Below are 15,575 nucleotides of genomic sequence, written 5' to 3'. Positions count from 1 at the left end.
AGAAAAATCCCTCAAAAACTGCTACTCGGCAGGCACCACTGGCGGAAACTGGCTGGTCAGCGCCTTGACGATTTTGGAGAAGCCAATCCCCTTGGATGATTTCACCATGACAACATCGCCGGGACGCACAGCCTTCGTCACCAGCGGCAACAATTCATCGGTGCTCTGCCTGTATTCGACGTGAATTTCAACCGGCAAAGCATTTTTGAGCACCGACATTTCGCGTCCGCCGATATAAACCGCGTTCACTTCTGCATCGACAATGGGACGCGCAAGATCAGCATGAAGCTTCCCGGACTGACGACCAAGCTCCAGCATATCACCAAGAACAGCGATGCGGCGTCCACGCGGTCCTTGCGGCGGGGTGGCCTGCAAAAGCGAAAGAGAAGCGCGCATCGAGGTCGGATTGGCATTGTAACTTTCATCGATCAGCGTGAAGGAACCACCGTCTGGATGTTCCAGCACATGGCGTGCACCGCGTCCGCCTTCAGCGGTCAGCGTTGCCATGGCGATGGCAACCTTGGCCATATCTGCACCAACGAGATGGGCCGCGCCAAGAACCGCAAGCATATTCTGCACAATATGCCGTCCCGGCATACCGACTTTGACGACGGCTTCTTCATCACCGATCTTCACCGTCATACAGGAGCAGGTCGGATGCATCTTCACTTCACGTAGGCGGTAGTCAGAACGGGCATTTTCACCGAAAGTCACCACATGCTCAACGCCTGCCTGCGCAGCAAGGTCTTCAAGCTGCTTGAAACGCTTGTCGTCGCGGTTGAGCAACGCATAACCGCCCGGCACAACACCTTCAAAAATCTCGGCTTTGGCTGTTGCAATTTCTTCAAGATTGGCGAAATGGCCAAGGTGGGCCGGAGCAATCAAAGTAATCAGTGCTACATGCGGACGAACCATTTTCACCAGCGGGCGAATTTCGTCATGATGGTTCATGCCGATTTCGAACACACCATAATCTGTATCGGCAGGCATACGGGCGAGCGTCAGCGGCACACCCCAGTGATTGTTAAATGACGCGACCGATGCGTGAACTTTGCCGCAATCAGCCAGCACATGACGCAATGCTTCCTTCGTCGTTGTTTTTCCCACAGACCCGGTCACAGCAATGATCTGCGCTTTGGAGCGCGCACGCGAGGCAATACCAAGCTTGATCAACGCTTCAAGGACATCATCAACCACGATCATCGGCACTTTGAGATTGCCAAGAGCAGGCAGACGGGATTCGTTGACCACCAGAAGACCAGCACCAGCAGCCATGGCCGCTGTTGCAAAGTCATGACCGTCAAACAATTCACCCTTGATTGCGAAAAACGCTTCGCCCTCTTTCAACGTGCGGCTATCAATAGAAATGCCGGTAATTCCGGCAGGCATGGTGCCAACAGGACGACCTTCCATGGCCTCGACCATATCGGCAGATGCCCAAAGCCAGTCACTCATTTCTTATTCTCCTCAAGACGTGCAGCAAGCGCTGCCGCCACTTCCGCATGATCGGAGAAAGGAAGCGTAAGGTCACCGACAATCTGGCCTTCCTCGTGGCCTTTGCCCGCAACAACCAGCGTATCGCCGGGCATCATCATCGACACAGCGGTAAAGATCGCTTCACGCCGATCACCAATTTCGGTCGCACCGGGCGCCGCAGCCATAATTTCCGAACGGATCTGTGCAGGCACTTCCGAGCGTGGATTGTCGTCAGTCACGATCGCAACATCCGCCAGACGCGCAGCGATTTCTCCCATGATCGGGCGCTTGCCCTTGTCGCGATCGCCGCCACAGCCAAACACCACGATGACGCGGCCAGTCGTGAATGGGCGCACCGATGTGAGAACATTTTCAAGTGCTTCCGGCTTATGCGCATAGTCCACATAGGCAGGAGCGCCCTCTTCCGTGGCACCAACCAGATCAAGACGACCCGGCGCCCCTTTAAGGCGTTCAAGCGCACGCATGGCGGCTGCAACCGGAACACCTGTGACCATGGCAAGGCCAGCTGAAACAAGCGCATTGGCAACCTGAAAATCACCGGCCAGCGGCAATTCAATCTCAAATATTTCATCGCCAATACGCACTTCAACGTGCTGGCGGAAGCGCTCATGCTCAACACGTTTGATGGTGATGAAATCACCCTTGCGGCCGACTGTCTTCACATCGCAACCAGCAGCTTTTGCCGCTTCTATTGCCTGGGGCGAGAACTGGTCATCTGCAAAAATGATTGCAGGCGATCCCTTTGGCAGCAAAGTGTCGAACAGGCGCATCTTGGCATGCAGATATTCTTCGATCGTCGCATGATAATCCATGTGATCGCGACCAAGATTGGTGAAAGCACCTGCGGCCAACTTCACACCATCAAGACGACGCTGATCAAGACCATGCGATGACGCTTCCATCGCGGCATGGGTCACACCTTCATCGGCCAGTTCTGCGAGCACACGCTGCAACTCAACCGGATCCGGTGTTGTCAGCGAGTTGTAATCGCTGCGCGTTGGCGAAAATACGCCTGTGGTCCCGATATTGGCAGCCGGAAAACCCGCATAAGCCCAAATCTGGCGCGTAAACGAAGCGACAGACGTCTTGCCGCTGGTGCCTGTCACTGCAACCATGACCTCAGGTTGCTTGCCGTAAAACTGTGCGCTGGCAACCGCCAGCGCATGGCGTGGATCTTCCACATGCACAACGGGTACGGCTGCATTGCTAATAATCGTATCTTTACCGGCAATGATCGCAGCAGCGCCACGGCTGATAGCATCCGCAGCAAAAACAGCACCATCGGCCTTCACACCTTTGAGCGCGGCAAAAAGAAAACCGCGCTGCACTTTCCGGGAGTCCGACGTAACACCCGTGATTTCCAGATCACCCGCCGAACCGGAGGTAAGTTCCTTAAAAAGTGCGATGTCTTTCAACTTCATGGTCATACCAATTCCAGTTACAGTGTGCAGACGGTCAGGTTTTACATGCAATTGCACAAATCAGTCATTTGCAGAATCAGCAAAGGCCAATTCAGACTCTGCTGGCGCAAATTCGAGTCGAAAATCGGGCTTTACTCCCAAAAAAGTGGCTGAACGGCGAATAATGTCAGCCACCATTGGCGCAGCATTGAGACCGGCGGTTGCGCTATACTTGCCTTCTTCCGGTTTCGGTTCGTCGATAATCGTCAGAACGACATAGGTTGGATCGTCCATCGGGAAGGATGCAAGGAAGGCGTTGAAGCGCACATCTTTCGAATAACGGCCATGCACAACCTTTTCAGCCGTGCCGGTTTTGCCGCCAACGCGATAGCCCTGAACGGTGGCGCGCTTGCCAGAACCGCCGGGCGCTGTCGCGTTCAAACGATAGAGATAGCGCATATCGGCGGAAACCTGCGGATGGATGACCTGCTTTGCAACCTTATTGGCTTCAGCCTGGGTTCGGGTCAGGAAGGTTGGTTCAATCAGCTTGCCACCATTCATCAATGCTGCCGCACCCACTGCTGTCTGAAGCGGTGTCGTCATCATGCCGTGACCAAACGCAATGGTCATGGAGTTAACTTTCTTCCAGACGCGTGGTTCGACAGGACGGGCAACTTCTGGCAACTCCGTCTCCATGCGGTCCAGCAAACCCATTTTCTTCAAAAATGCGCGATGGCCTTCAATGCCCACAACATTGGCCTCATGACCAGAACCAATATTGGAAGAGAAGATGAAAACCTCTGGCAGCGTCAACACACGGCCCTTACCGTGGAAGTCGCGGATCGTCTGGCGACCAATCACCAGCGGACGCGATGCATCGATGCGCGAATTAAGCGTAAATTTACCCGAGTCGAGCGCCATTGCCGTGGTGAAGCTCTTGATCGTCGAGCCCATTTCATAGGTGCCTGCCGACATACGGTTGAGGCGATCCTTATCAAGCGCATGCACGGGATTGTTCGGATCAAAATCCGGTACCGAAGCCATGGCGATCACTTCGCCGGTCTTCACATTGAGAACGACCGCACCCGCTGCAATTGCACGATACCGTTCAACAGCCTTCACCAGCACGTCACGCATGATGTGCTGCACGCGAATATCAATGGAAAGCTTGACCGGTTCCAGCGATTGTGCCGTCGCCATACCCGCAGCGCGCAGATCGCTCAGGCCCTGACTGTCGATATATTTCTCCATGCCGGCAATGCCCTGGTTATCGACATTGACGAGGCCAAGAATATGCGAAGCGGTCGGACCACCGGGATAAAAACGACGCTTTTCGGTGCGAAAACCAATGCCCGGAACACCGAGCGCCATGATCTGGCTCTGCTGACGCGGTGTCAGGCCACGCTTGATCCAGACAAAACCCGCACCGCTCTTCAGACGACGATAGGTCGTTTCCCAATCAAGATCAGGAATGACCGTTGAAAGCAGCTCAATGGTTTCATCGGGATCGACAATCTTGCGCGGTTCGGCGAAAAGCGATGATGTTTTAATGTCAGTGGCAAGAATTTCGCCATTGCGATCCAGAATATCGGGTCGCGATGCAAGCTGATGCACTGCTGGACCGTTTGACTCCTCATCTTCGCCGCCGATCACACCAAAATAGACCAGCTTCCCACCGATCACACCATAAATGCCAACGAAGCAGACAATCGCCATCCAAAGACGATTGCGGGCACGATTGCCGTTCTTTTTACGCGAGCCGACAAACGCCATATTGCCAGCCAGCTTTTCATTGCCAGTCGGCTCCATGCCGTCATGAATGTTCTGTTTGTTCTTTTTGGAAAACCCGAGCTTCAGCCGCATGATCAGTGCCTCGCTCCATTTTTCTTGATGCTTCCTGTGGTCGTTGCGTCTGGCTTCAGAACACCGCTTGCGACCAGTTCGTCACTGCCGGAAATCAGCTTCTGAATGTCGTCCAGCTGCCGCTCAGGAATATCTTCAACGCCCATAGCAAACTGTTCAGCTTCAATGGGTGCAAGTTTCAACTCGTCCGCATAAACACCAACAAGGCTCTGCAAACGGCCCGGCTGTCTCATCAATGCCCAATCCGCGCGCAACAGCGTAATCGTGTCCTTTTCGGAATCGATCTGGCGCTTCAATTTTGCAATGACAGCGATCTGCCGTTCCGCATCATATTTGATGGTATAGGTGATCGTTGCTGCCACCAGCATCGCCGCTATCATGATGAGTTCAAAAGTACGCAGCACTCGTTCAACTCCGGGTCAGTTCATGCGTTTCAGGCAGCTTTGGCAGCCCGAACAGCGAAAGATCATCTTCAAGAGGCGGATTTTCAGTTCTCACACCCGCGCGCAATTTTGCGGAACGGGCACGAGGATTGCGCTCTTCTTCTTCAACACTCGGCCCAACAGCCCCCTTCACCGCAGCCGTAAAGCTGGGAAGACGCACGTGGGTTTCCGGCAGATGCCGCGATCCGGCACTGCCACCGGCGCGATCTGCAAAGTAACGCTTGACCATCCGGTCTTCGAGCGAGTGGAAGGTTACGACAACCAAACGGCCACCCGGTTTAAGAACGCGTTCTGCCGCAAGCAGTGCACGCGCCAATTCACCAAGCTCGTCATTCACATAAATGCGCAGCGCCTGAAACACACGCGTTGCCGGATGAATAGGCACTTTCGGATTGCGCCCGACCAGCGCTTCAATGGCATTGGCGAGATCAAGCGTGCGTGTGAAAGGCTGCGCTTCGCGCCGCTTTTCAACCATGCGCGCGATACGCCCCGCATGGCGTTCCTCGCCAAGAAAATTAAAGATGCGCGCCAGATCACCCATCTTCAGACGGTTCACCACATCGGCAGCACTTGGCCCCTTGCGTGACATGCGCATGTCGAGCGGACCATCTTTCTGAAATGAAAACCCACGCTCAGCTTCATCGATTTGCATCGATGAGACACCAATATCAAGCACAACACCATCAACTTTCGCGCCGTCGCCCAGAACCTGCTCAACAGCCTGATCCAGCCTGGAAAACTGGCTTTCAACCAGCGTAAGCCGATCATCAAACTGCCTGACCATGGCCTGTCCGGCGTCAATCGCGGTGGGATCACGGTCGATTGCAATGACATTCGCCCCCTGCTCCAGAACGCACCGCGTGTACCCCCCTGCACCGAATGTGCCATCGACGATTATTTTGCCGGTTTCGGGCTTCAGGGCATCAATCACTTCGGAGATAAGCACCGGAACGTGACGGACCTGAGCCCCTTCGGCTTGAGATTGGTCTCCGCCGAGGCTAGCCATCATCACGGTCCTTTCCCGGGATCACGTCCCGCTATCCTGTGTTTTCTTTCGAATTCCGGCCAATTTCAGACGGCTGCCGATTTGACGGATTCGTTCAAACAGTTATCGGATATTAAGCTTAATGAACCGTTATGCTTTGCTCTGCCCAATCAAAAAACCGGAACTTATAGAAAAGTTTTGTTGCCCCGATTTCACGTGATTCAGGCATCCAAAACCGCGCTTCCGGCCTGCGGTCAATTCGTCCAATACCTAGATCGAACAATCACACTGATATGAAAACCGCTCAATGAACAGCAGTTGACGGCAAACCATACAAACGTTATTTATTGCAAATAATTCGCAATTGCATTTTGGAAACATGACGCATGGCATTTAAGATGCCCCTTCGGGGAAGTACGCCTCCCGCTCCGCAAGACGTTACATTTGAAGGCTGGCGTCGGGAACGGGGCGAAGCCTCAATGTCGGATGTCCACCGGTCAGTCCGTGTCAACCGCTCCGGCTCGAAATTTCGCCGTGCCATGGCCTTTTTCGGGCCTGGCTACCTGGTTGCTGTCGGCTATATGGACCCCGGCAACTGGGCCACTTCGCTCGCGGGCGGATCACGCTTCGGCTACACGCTTTTGTCAGTCGTGCTGCTTTCAAATCTCATGGCCGTTCTGTTGCAAGCGCTGTGTACCCGGCTTGCGGTTGCTACGGGTCGTGATCTTGCGCAGGCCTGCCGCGATGCCTATCCGCGTTTTCTCGCCTGGCCTTTGTGGTTTCTGGCAGAACTTGCCATCTGTGCCACAGACCTCGCCGAAGTGATCGGAACGGCAATCGGTCTTAATCTGCTTTTCGGTATTCCGCTGGAAATCGGTGTCATCCTAACTGCCGCCGACGTGCTTCTTGTACTCTATTTGCAGAACAAGGGCTTCCGCCGTGTCGAAGCACTGATCATCACCTTACTCGGTGTGATCGCTGTCTGCTTTCTGATCCAAATACTGATGGCACAGCCCCATTGGGGTGAGGTGATCCGCGGGTTTGCACCAACCACGGAAATCATACGCAACCCGGATATGCTTTATATAGCATTGGGCATTATCGGTGCGACGGTCATGCCACATAACCTGTATCTGCATTCAGGCATTATCCAAACCCGTGATTACGGTCACACCTTACCGGAAAAGCGGGAAGCCATTCGCTATGCGACACTCGATTCGACAATTGCACTGACCTTCGCTTTGCTGGTCAACGCATCGATCCTCATTCTTGCAGCGGCCAGCTTCAATGCGACCGGCAATACAGGCGTCGAGGATCTCGATAAGGCACACGCGTTGCTCAATCCGCTGCTCGGTTCAGCGCTTGCCCCGACGCTTTTCGCAATCGCATTGCTTTGTTGCGGGTTAAACTCGACCATCACCGCGACAATGGCTGGCCAGATCGTGATGGAAGGCTTTATCGACATCAAACTCAAACCATGGCTGCGCCGCGCCATCACCCGCTTTGTCGCCATCGTACCAGCAGCCATCGTCACCATTATGTATGGCTCCGAAGGAACGAGCGAACTTCTGATCCTGTCGCAGGTCGTGCTCAGCTTGCAATTGCCTTTTGCGGTCATCCCGCTGGTTATGTTCACGGCAGAAAAGAAAAAAATGGGGGCGCTCACAGCGCCACGCTGGGTGACCTTGCTTGCCGCAATCACAGCAGCCATCATCGTCGTGCTGAACATGAAACTGATCTACGATTTCTTCACCGGAGCACCGATCTGAAATGGGAAGCGGCTTTCCAGCCCGGAAAGCCGCTGACTTTTTATTTGACGGCTGAATTGCCGCCATCAGCATAGAGTGCTGAACCAGTAACGAAACTTGACATCGGCCCCGCGAGAAATAACGCCGCCTGAGCAATTTCTTCGGGCTGCGCAATCCGCTTCATTGCATGCAGGCCTGCCGCCCATTCTTTCTGCGCATCGTTGCCTGCCATCGGCGTATCAACTCCGCCCGGCAAAAGCGCGTTAGCTCTGATGCCTTGGGACCCATAGTCTGCGGTGATGCCTTTCACCAATCCCATCAAGCCAGCCTTTGCAGCACCATAAAGTGCCATTCCTGGAATGCCGACACTACTGCCGACAAAGGTTGATGTGAAAATGATTGAACCGCCGCCAGACCTGAGCATTGACGGTATCTGCGATTTTGCACCGAGAAATGCCGATGTCAGATTACCGGCGATCACATTGTTCCAATCATCAAGGCTTACCTCTGCCATCGGTACGACGGGACCGACAGTGCCTGCATTATTAAAGGCAATATCAAGACGGCCGAACACGTTCTGCGCTACGGCTATGAGTTTTTCATGTGTTTCAGAATGAGAAGCGTCACCCGCCACATAATACGCTTCACCACCAAGCTCTTTGATAGTATACGCTACCGCTTCAAGCCCTAACTTGTTACGCGCATTCAAAACAACAGATGCCCCCTCAGACGCGAACAACATTGCCGCAGCACGCCCTATTCCTGATGATGCGCCAATAATGATTGCGACCTTATCTTTTAAACTCGACATAGAAACCTCCTTGATTGGGAGGCCCCGCAATAGATATGCAACACGCACACAACTATCCGTTTCCTGCGATCAAATAAAAATGTCGATTAGCGGATACGGGGAAGAAAAAGTGTCAGTCGGTCTATAAGCCGGGTTTTGTATGGCCGGACTTGCGTCCAACGTGGCAGCCATTCATCTGGGACGGATGTCGCCACCCGCCTCTTGCAACCCACCCGGACGGCTGATCCGGAAACTGATTGCCGATCCTTGCGGACCGGCGCGCCGTCCCTATTCGGTTTTGCTCCCAATGGGGTTTACCGTGCCGCCTGTGTTGCCACCGGCGCGGTGGGCTCTTACCCCACCCTTTCACCCTTACCCCGTCATCCCTGCCGCTTTGACAAGCGGTACGGAAGACGGGGCGGTCTGCTTTCTGTGGCACTGTCCCTGGGGTCGCCCCCGCCGGGCGTTACCCGGCATCGTGTTTCCATGGAGCCCGGACTTTCCTCACCTGCCGCCTTTCGGCATATGACAAGCGCGGCTGCCCGACCGACTGACGGCCGCGTATATAACACGTTCGGACTAGCTGGGAACCGTGTTTCGAAAAAATCTGCACACAACAGAAAAGCCAGTAGCGAAACCGCTACCGGCTTTTCGTTCACATCATCGACCTGAAACTCAACGCGGCCGACAAAGTAAATTTAATTATTAAAGGCCAGCCATATAAGACTTAACCGAGCTGCAATATTTTGCAGAGGTCGGGTTCATGCGTTTGGCGCCATGACCGGCATTATACTTGAGGATCGTACCGCACGTCGTGCCGCCGCCAAGCTTCTGTGCCTGAGCGAGATATTTCATACCATACTGGATATTGGTCGATGGCTCATAAAGCCCCTTGGCAGAGCCGGAATAACCCAAGCTGCGCGCCGTGGAGAGTTTAATCTGCATGAGGCCGATCTCGCCAGCCTTGCCACGAACATTTGGCTGAAAATTGCTTTCATGACGCACAACGGCATGCGCAAGCGAGGACGGCACACCATAGGTCGCAGCATAACGATTGATAATCTGGGAATAAGGCTTGCCGGACTTCTCTAAAGACTGTGAAGCCGTACCGTCTGCCTTGGAGCGCTTCGCGCCTTTAGCATTCGGCGCAGAACGCCTGGTAACCACGGAAGCCTTTTTGGCTGTCTGTCTTGGCTCTGCATTCGCGGAGCGCGATTTATTTTCTGCCTTATTGGCTTCAGCCATCTTGTTCTGTGCCCGAGCCTTCAGCAGGTCCGTCAGATTGGTTGGCTCATTAAGCGGAGCACTCATCGCAGAATTAAGACCAAAAGAACTCACGGCGCCAATAAGGGCGCATACAACAACAAATTTTACTTTCATGACCTACCGTCTTGGATTGCTTATGGGCATTGCTGGTCTTGGGGGCAGCAGTGCCGTTTATTTATGATCCCGCTCACAAACTCTTGCCCGCTTATCAAAGCTGGGCCCGCTCGTCACAGCCGGGAATGGCAGCTCATTTGACGGGCAAATGCAGCCGAAGATTGGTTCGGGAAGTAAAATAGTCTTACAGGTTGTAATAAACCCTGTCACAATCCGTGATGCGCGCAGCAGTAGAAAACCACCACTACCCAAAGATGCATCCGCTCTAGTTTAATGAAATTGTTACAGAAATATGAAACTTATACCTGTGCCATAAGAGAACAGATCAAAGCTCTTAAGCGGTAACGTTTTGCAATGAAAAAATCAGCCTATAGAGGGTATCGATCGTGGATACATCGGCCACGCCGTCCACATTCTGTGTTCGAAAACGTCGTTGAAACGCCTTAATCACGGTCTCGGTAGCCTCATCAAACACACCATTGATCTCAATTTTGTAGCCATAAAGCGCTAGCATGGATTGCAAAGCCTCGACGGGTTGCCCCTGCTCGCCACGCGCGAGAAAACGTCCGCCACGAATGGCTGTCGGTTCAATGTGATGGGCTAGCCCTGCTTCATGCAGGCGCTTCCATGGAAAATTGTGGCCAGGATCTGTCTTGCGTTCTGGCGCTATATCTGAGTGCGCGAGAACATGCTCGGGGCGAATGCCATAACGCTCGCAGATGCTTCGGCAAAGCTCAATGACGGCTTCAATCTGGCGATCGGCGAAGGGCGGGTAGTTTTCTAACTCACCCGGATTGACGATCTCAATGCCGATCGAAGCCGAATTAATGTCGGTTTCGCCTTTCCAGAAACTTTTCCCTGCGTGCCATGCGCGCGCCTTTTCAGAAACCATCTGCACTACGCGGCCATCTTCGTGAACAAGGTAATGGGCCGAGACTTCCCTCTCGGGCGACTTGAGAATATCAAGCGCCTCCTGAGCGGTCGCGAGGCCGGTATAATGCAGGATAAGATAGGTCGGCGTCTTGCCATCCTTGCGGATACCAAAATTCGGCGATGCATCGACAGTCGCGGCTGGATAATCGGGCTTTTCCAAAGCGAGTGCCGCCAGGAGTTCTTCTTCTGATGTATCTGGGCTGCTCATGCGGCTTCCAACTGTTTTTCTACGCTTGCCCAGGCTGCATTGATGGCAGCAAGGCGTGTATTTGCAATCTTGATGAATTCAAGCGGAAGACCTTCCGCAACAAGCCGGTCAGGATGATGCTCTTTGACCAATGAACGATACCGCTTGCGCGCATCCTCAAACGAAACACCCCGCACCAGACCCAGTATGGCGTAGGGGTCGCCCTCGCCTTGGTTGACATGGCGCAGAGCAATACGCTCGAAACCTTCCTCATCAAAGCCGAATATCTCGGCAACACTTGAGAGGAACGCCATTTCTTTCTCATGCACATAACCGTCGGCCGTTGCGATATGGAACAGACCGTCGAGAATGTCTTCCAGCAAATGACAATTATCATCGCCTTCACGGCAAAGGCCAGCAAGCTGACGCGCGTAGCTCTCATAGCCTGCAACGTCCTGCTGTGCGAGATTATAGAGCCGGACCACATGAGCATGCTCTTCGGGTGGAACAGAAAAAATATTCTGGAATGCCCGAAACTCGTCCTGGGTAACAACGCCATCAGCTTTCGCCATTTTGGCTGCAAGAGCGATCATCGCGATGGAAAAAGCAACACGCCTGCGCGTATCTGCATCCCCTTCAAAAACCGTTCGCACAGCCTCAATCACGCTTGAAATAGCGTTCAGCGTTAAGGAAGTGACAAACTCACCGATGCGGCCCCAGATCGACATGAATCGTTTCTATAGAATTCCGTAATGACTGGAAACAACAACCCGTTGCAAAACAGAAAAAACAATGAACTGGAAGAATATAGGCTTGGCAGCGCCGATTATTGCGCTGCCTGACGAGACTCAAACGACCGCTGAGCTGCGCTCGCTGCCGCTTCACCTGCGGCCTGCGCCTGTTGTTCGCTCTGGCCAACAGCCTTGGCTGCCGCTTCCGCATTCGCGCGCGCCCGGTCAATAGCGGCCTTCTGCTCTTCCGGCGTCATAACGCCGGAATTATCCTGCAAAGCCTTAATCAAGTTCGGGCCATCCTGCTCTGGCGCAGGTGCAGACGTTGTTTGCTCTTCCTGAGAAGGAACGGCAGCCTGCTCATCCTCTCCTTTGCCGCAAGCGGCAAGGGCAACCAGAACAATAGCGGAAATCAAAAACAAAAAATGGCGGCTCATAACAAAAGACATAACCGAAGAAAGCCGGCGTTTGAACATGGAAAACGCAGTTATACTGTCTTTATTATCAACCGCTGCGGAATTATCCATCATCTTCGCTCCTTACGGGGCGAATGGCGGTCCGCCAACCGGACCGCCATTCACTTATCAGCAAACAAAGCTGACGCAAAATCAACTGAACTGCCCCTTAATTTGCAGGCGGCGTGCCGGTCGTACCTGGCGTTGCCGGCGCAGGAGCAGGTGTCGAAGGTGGGGTCGCAGGTGGGGTCGCAGGTGGAGTCATTGTGTCATTGTTAGCAGGCGCAGCCGGCGCTTCAGGCGAAGGCGATGCCGGTGCCTTGCTGGCATCGTTGGAATTGTCGCTGCATGCTGCAAGCCCCAAAAACGATACGGCAGCAACCGAAGCAATTAAAAACTTCTTCATGATGGCTATCCTTCCCTAAAAAAACAGCGTTGTGGGGACTGATCCAACGCGCATTGTTTCTCGTGCCTGACCGGTTAACGGCCAATCACCCTATTAAGACATCGTCACATCACTTTTTCGTCCCCGGTGATGCTTGGCGACGCTCTCAACATCACAGGACAAAACGGCGAGTATGCGGAAAGGTTCTCTCAATTAGTCTTACGACTGGTAACAAACCGCCATAATAACAAAGTGGTAACCATATTTTTCCGTCGCGTGCCGATAACCCGAAAGGGTTCAACTTGAGCAGAAACACCGCAGCGGCCTCTCGGGGCGCGCTTTTAAAATAAGGGAACGGGAATTTCCCCCTCTCAATCGCCGCAACACAATCTATTTCCCGCAAGTTTTTGCGAGCATAACTGATGACGTTGATACACGGATCGCGTAACCGTTGTTAAAATTGATTCGCGACAACGGGATCCCTGTATGAACCGTATGGCCAACCGCAGCATTCTAGCCCTTGGCATGTTACTTCTGGCCGGCTGCACCACAGTCGACTACGATTTTGCCGATGTTAAAAAATCCGGCAGTTCGATGCAGCAAATGGCGCGCCCCACAGGTTCCATAAACGCGCCACGTTTTGATGATCGCAAGCCATTTGAATGGACTGGGCGCACTCCATGGCATTATCCGATCCACGGTACGGATGTTTCCAAATATCAGGTCGATGTCGACTGGAATGCGGTGCGGCGCAGCGGCATTTCCTTTGCCTTTATCAAGGCAACAGAAGGTGGTGATCGCCTCGATGATCGTTTTGCCGAACACTGGAACGGCGCAAAACAGGCTGGCATTCCACGCAGTGCCTATCACTTCTATTATTTCTGCCGTCCAGCCATCGAACAGGCCCGTTGGTACATTCAGAATGTTCCGCGCGATCCCAATGCCTTACCCCCTGTCCTCGACATGGAATGGAATGCGCATTCCCCCACCTGTAAGCTGAGGCCGAACGAAGCCATCGTGCGCAAGGAAATGAAGATTTTCCTCAATGCCGTTGAAAAACATTACGGTAAGCGTCCCATCATCTACACGACCGTCGATTTCTTTGATGAGAATAATCTCAATCAGCTGCACGGTTATCCATTCTGGCTGCGCTCAACTGCGGGCCATCCAACGGAAAAATATGGGCCGCATCCGTGGACCTTCTGGCAATATACCGGCACCGGCACCATTCCGGGTATCAAGGGTGATGCAGATATCAACGTGTTTGCGGGCAGCGCCAGCGCCTGGAAAAAGTGGCTGGAAAGCAACAAGGTCCGTTAACTCGGCATCAAATGAGAGCGCATACTAAGTTTCGCTTCATTTCCATGACGTGATGAGGCACTAGAGCGGCGTGCGTCCGGTTGGACGCACAAAGGACGCTCTACATTATTGAATTTAAGCATAGAGCTTTCCAAAAACGATTTCGATTTTTGGGCCGATGCTTTAGATTTTGGAAATAAATGGGGAAGTTCTTTCTCTTTTAATTGTGAGTTCTCTCGATGAAACTTATCGCTTCAGTGATGGCTGCCGCTTTACTGGCATCAACTGCAATTTCGCCTGCGCTCGCCTCTCCGGGTCCAGATGCTGCAACCAATGCGGCCAATCTGCCTAAGCCGGAATGCGAGATCGATTATGGTCAGTGGATGGATAATCTGACCAAGGAAGCGCGCGCAGCAGGCGTGGGTGAAAAGGGCATTGCCGAACTGCACAAGGCCTCGCTTGAACAGAAAGTTCTCGACCGTGACCGCAAACAGACGGTCTTCAACCTGACATTCACCGAATTCTCGAAGCGCCTGATTTCTGAAGCGCGCCTGAAGAACGGCCAGAATAACCTCGTCAAATATGCCGATGTTTTCAAGAAGGTCGAAGACACGTATGGCGTGCCGGGTCCGGTGCTTGCAGCCTTTTGGGGGCTCGAAACCGATTATGGTGCCATTCAGGGCGATTTCGATACGCTGAACGCGCTTGTGACACTTTCTTACGATTGCCGCCGCCCGGAACTCTTTCGTCCGCAGCTGATCGCCCTTCTCAAGCTTTTCGACACCGGCGTTGTCGATGCGGCGACAACAGGCGCATGGGCCGGTGAAATCGGCATGATGCAGCTTCTGCCGAAGGATTATCTTGAACGCGGCGTCGACGGTGACGGCGATGGCAAGGTCGATCTCAAGAACAGCGTTCCTGACGCGATGATGACCGCTGGCCGGATGATTTCCGAACTCGGCTGGAAGCGTGGCGAGCCTTGGCTCGAAGAAGTACGCATCACCAAAGATCTGCCATGGGAAGAATCCATCCGCACCAATCGCAAGCCGCATTCATGGTGGGCAGAACAAGGTGTAGTCGGGCTTAATGGACCGCTTGGCCCTGATGATGGCGATGCATCGCTGTTGCTGCCACTGGGCCGCAAGGGACCTGCCTTCCTGTCTTATGCAAACTTCGATGTTTTCGTGGAATGGAACAAGTCGATCGTTTATGCGACGACCGCTGCTTATTTCGCCACCCGCCTTGCAGGTGCGCCAGCCTTCAATCCCGGCAACCCCGATCAGGGCCTGACACAGGACCAGATGAAGGAACTCCAGACCAAGCTTCAGGCGCGTGGCTATGATATGGGCAAGATTGATGGCGTCTTCGGTGTGTTAACCCGCGATGCGGTCCGTACCGAGCAATTGCGTCTTGGAATGCCTGCCGATTCCTGGCCAACACCTGAACTGCTCGAAAAGCTATAATTTCAGAATAAATCAA

Annotated in this window: 14 protein-coding genes and 1 other RNA gene; 3 read left to right on the top strand and 12 right to left on the bottom strand. The window is 53.5% G+C overall.

From position 1 onward, the window contains the following. Nucleotides 1-21: 21 nt before the first annotated feature. The 5 genes from ABE527_RS05545 to rsmH are packed head-to-tail and all read right to left on the bottom strand — an operon-like array spanning nucleotide 22 to nucleotide 6,212. Nucleotides 22-1,455, bottom strand: coding sequence for a UDP-N-acetylmuramoylalanyl-D-glutamyl-2,6-diaminopimelate--D-alanyl-D-alanine ligase (locus ABE527_RS05545; protein ID WP_265985427.1), 1,434 nt, complete (start codon nucleotides 1,453-1,455; stop codon nucleotides 22-24). Next, nucleotides 1,452-2,924 carry a UDP-N-acetylmuramoyl-L-alanyl-D-glutamate--2,6-diaminopimelate ligase gene (locus ABE527_RS05540; protein WP_396997572.1) on the bottom strand — a complete coding sequence of 491 codons (1,473 nt, stop codon included), beginning with the start codon at nucleotides 2,922-2,924 and terminating at the stop codon, nucleotides 1,452-1,454. The genes ABE527_RS05545 and ABE527_RS05540 overlap by 4 nt, the downstream gene beginning before the upstream one ends. 54 nt (nucleotides 2,925-2,978) lie before the next feature. Further along, entirely contained in the window at nucleotides 2,979-4,760 is a 1,782-nt protein-coding gene (locus ABE527_RS05535) for a peptidoglycan D,D-transpeptidase FtsI family protein (RefSeq protein WP_499696367.1), read from the bottom strand. Nucleotides 4,761-4,762: 2 nt separating this feature from the next. Continuing rightward, nucleotides 4,763-5,164 carry a cell division protein FtsL gene (ftsL, locus tag ABE527_RS05530; RefSeq protein WP_265985430.1) on the bottom strand — a complete coding sequence of 134 codons (402 nt, stop codon included), beginning with the start codon at nucleotides 5,162-5,164 and terminating at the stop codon, nucleotides 4,763-4,765. A 4-nt stretch (nucleotides 5,165-5,168) separates the two neighbouring features. Further along, nucleotides 5,169-6,212, bottom strand: coding sequence for a 16S rRNA (cytosine(1402)-N(4))-methyltransferase RsmH (rsmH, locus tag ABE527_RS05525; protein WP_499696509.1), 1,044 nt, complete (start codon nucleotides 6,210-6,212; stop codon nucleotides 5,169-5,171). Between the two features lie 374 nt (nucleotides 6,213-6,586). Here rsmH and ABE527_RS05520 point away from each other — a divergent pair, with 374 nt between their 5' ends. Further along, nucleotides 6,587-7,957, top strand: coding sequence for an Nramp family divalent metal transporter (locus ABE527_RS05520; protein ID WP_265985487.1), 1,371 nt, complete (start codon nucleotides 6,587-6,589; stop codon nucleotides 7,955-7,957). A 40-nt stretch (nucleotides 7,958-7,997) separates the two neighbouring features. Here the strand turns inward: ABE527_RS05520 and ABE527_RS05515 are convergent, their stop codons facing one another. The 7 genes from ABE527_RS05515 to ABE527_RS05485 form a co-directional block, all read right to left on the bottom strand. After that, a complete protein-coding gene (locus ABE527_RS05515; RefSeq protein WP_499696366.1) occupies nucleotides 7,998-8,747 on the bottom strand; it encodes an SDR family oxidoreductase in 750 nt (249 codons plus the stop codon). 108 nt (nucleotides 8,748-8,855) lie between these two features. Continuing rightward, nucleotides 8,856-9,280: RNase P RNA component class A (rnpB, locus tag ABE527_RS05510), an RNA gene on the bottom strand. 151 nt (nucleotides 9,281-9,431) lie between these two features. Then, nucleotides 9,432-10,106: a lytic transglycosylase domain-containing protein gene (locus tag ABE527_RS05505; RefSeq protein WP_265985432.1), complete on the bottom strand. Its 675-nt coding sequence runs from the start codon at nucleotides 10,104-10,106 to the stop codon at nucleotides 9,432-9,434. Nucleotides 10,107-10,440: 334 nt separating this feature from the next. Further along, on the bottom strand, nucleotides 10,441-11,247 hold the full coding sequence (locus tag ABE527_RS05500) for an N-acetylmuramoyl-L-alanine amidase (RefSeq protein WP_396997580.1): 807 nt from the start codon (nucleotides 11,245-11,247) through the stop codon (nucleotides 10,441-10,443). Next, a complete protein-coding gene (locus ABE527_RS05495) occupies nucleotides 11,244-11,954 on the bottom strand; it encodes a TerB family tellurite resistance protein (RefSeq protein ID WP_396997582.1) in 711 nt (236 codons plus the stop codon). The genes ABE527_RS05500 and ABE527_RS05495 overlap by 4 nt, the downstream gene beginning before the upstream one ends. Before the next feature lie 98 nt (nucleotides 11,955-12,052). Next, a complete protein-coding gene (locus ABE527_RS05490; RefSeq protein WP_396997626.1) occupies nucleotides 12,053-12,484 on the bottom strand; it encodes a hypothetical protein in 432 nt (143 codons plus the stop codon). A gap of 97 nt (nucleotides 12,485-12,581) precedes the next feature. Beyond that, nucleotides 12,582-12,818 (bottom strand): hypothetical protein, encoded by a 237-nt coding sequence (locus tag ABE527_RS05485; RefSeq protein WP_499696365.1) that lies wholly within the window; start codon nucleotides 12,816-12,818, stop codon nucleotides 12,582-12,584. Nucleotides 12,819-13,283: 465 nt separating this feature from the next. Between ABE527_RS05485 and ABE527_RS05480 the strand changes: the two genes are divergently transcribed. Both ABE527_RS05480 and ABE527_RS05475 read left to right on the top strand, forming a co-directional pair. Next, nucleotides 13,284-14,117, top strand: a complete 834-nt coding sequence (locus tag ABE527_RS05480) for a glycoside hydrolase family 25 protein (RefSeq protein WP_265985437.1) — start codon at nucleotides 13,284-13,286, stop codon at nucleotides 14,115-14,117. Nucleotides 14,118-14,335: 218 nt separating this feature from the next. After that, nucleotides 14,336-15,559 carry a lytic murein transglycosylase gene (locus tag ABE527_RS05475; protein ID WP_396997585.1) on the top strand — a complete coding sequence of 408 codons (1,224 nt, stop codon included), beginning with the start codon at nucleotides 14,336-14,338 and terminating at the stop codon, nucleotides 15,557-15,559. The last annotated feature ends 16 nt before the right edge of the window (nucleotides 15,560-15,575 follow it).

This window comes from Brucella sp. TWI432 (assembly GCF_039674445.1).
Lineage (GTDB): Bacteria > Pseudomonadota > Alphaproteobacteria > Rhizobiales > Rhizobiaceae > Brucella > Brucella chromiisoli.
The sequence above is the reverse complement of the archived record's forward strand: the minus strand, read 5'-3'. Positions and strand labels throughout refer to the sequence as shown.

What these genes read in the sequence shown, in the direction of transcription:
- ABE527_RS05545 (WP_265985427.1), bottom strand. Translation starts at nt 1,455, where the DNA reads ATGAGTGACTGGCTTTGGGCATCTGCCGATATGGTCGAGGCCATGGAA.
- ABE527_RS05540 (WP_396997572.1), bottom strand. Translation starts at nt 2,924, where the DNA reads ATGACCATGAAGTTGAAAGACATCGCACTTTTTAAGGAACTTACCTCC.
- ABE527_RS05535 (WP_499696367.1), bottom strand. Translation starts at nt 4,760, where the DNA reads ATGCGGCTGAAGCTCGGGTTTTCCAAAAAGAACAAACAGAACATTCAT.
- rsmH (WP_499696509.1), bottom strand. Translation starts at nt 6,212, where the DNA reads ATGATGGCTAGCCTCGGCGGAGACCAATCTCAAGCCGAAGGGGCTCAG.
- ABE527_RS05520 (WP_265985487.1), top strand. Translation starts at nt 6,587, where the DNA reads ATGCCCCTTCGGGGAAGTACGCCTCCCGCTCCGCAAGACGTTACATTT.
- ABE527_RS05515 (WP_499696366.1), bottom strand. Translation starts at nt 8,747, where the DNA reads ATGTCGAGTTTAAAAGATAAGGTCGCAATCATTATTGGCGCATCATCA.
- ABE527_RS05505 (WP_265985432.1), bottom strand. Translation starts at nt 10,106, where the DNA reads ATGAAAGTAAAATTTGTTGTTGTATGCGCCCTTATTGGCGCCGTGAGT.
- ABE527_RS05500 (WP_396997580.1), bottom strand. Translation starts at nt 11,247, where the DNA reads ATGAGCAGCCCAGATACATCAGAAGAAGAACTCCTGGCGGCACTCGCT.
- ABE527_RS05495 (WP_396997582.1), bottom strand. Translation starts at nt 11,954, where the DNA reads ATGTCGATCTGGGGCCGCATCGGTGAGTTTGTCACTTCCTTAACGCTG.
- ABE527_RS05490 (WP_396997626.1), bottom strand. Translation starts at nt 12,484, where the DNA reads ATGGATAATTCCGCAGCGGTTGATAATAAAGACAGTATAACTGCGTTT.
- ABE527_RS05485 (WP_499696365.1), bottom strand. Translation starts at nt 12,818, where the DNA reads ATGAAGAAGTTTTTAATTGCTTCGGTTGCTGCCGTATCGTTTTTGGGG.
- ABE527_RS05480 (WP_265985437.1), top strand. Translation starts at nt 13,284, where the DNA reads ATGAACCGTATGGCCAACCGCAGCATTCTAGCCCTTGGCATGTTACTT.
- ABE527_RS05475 (WP_396997585.1), top strand. Translation starts at nt 14,336, where the DNA reads ATGAAACTTATCGCTTCAGTGATGGCTGCCGCTTTACTGGCATCAACT.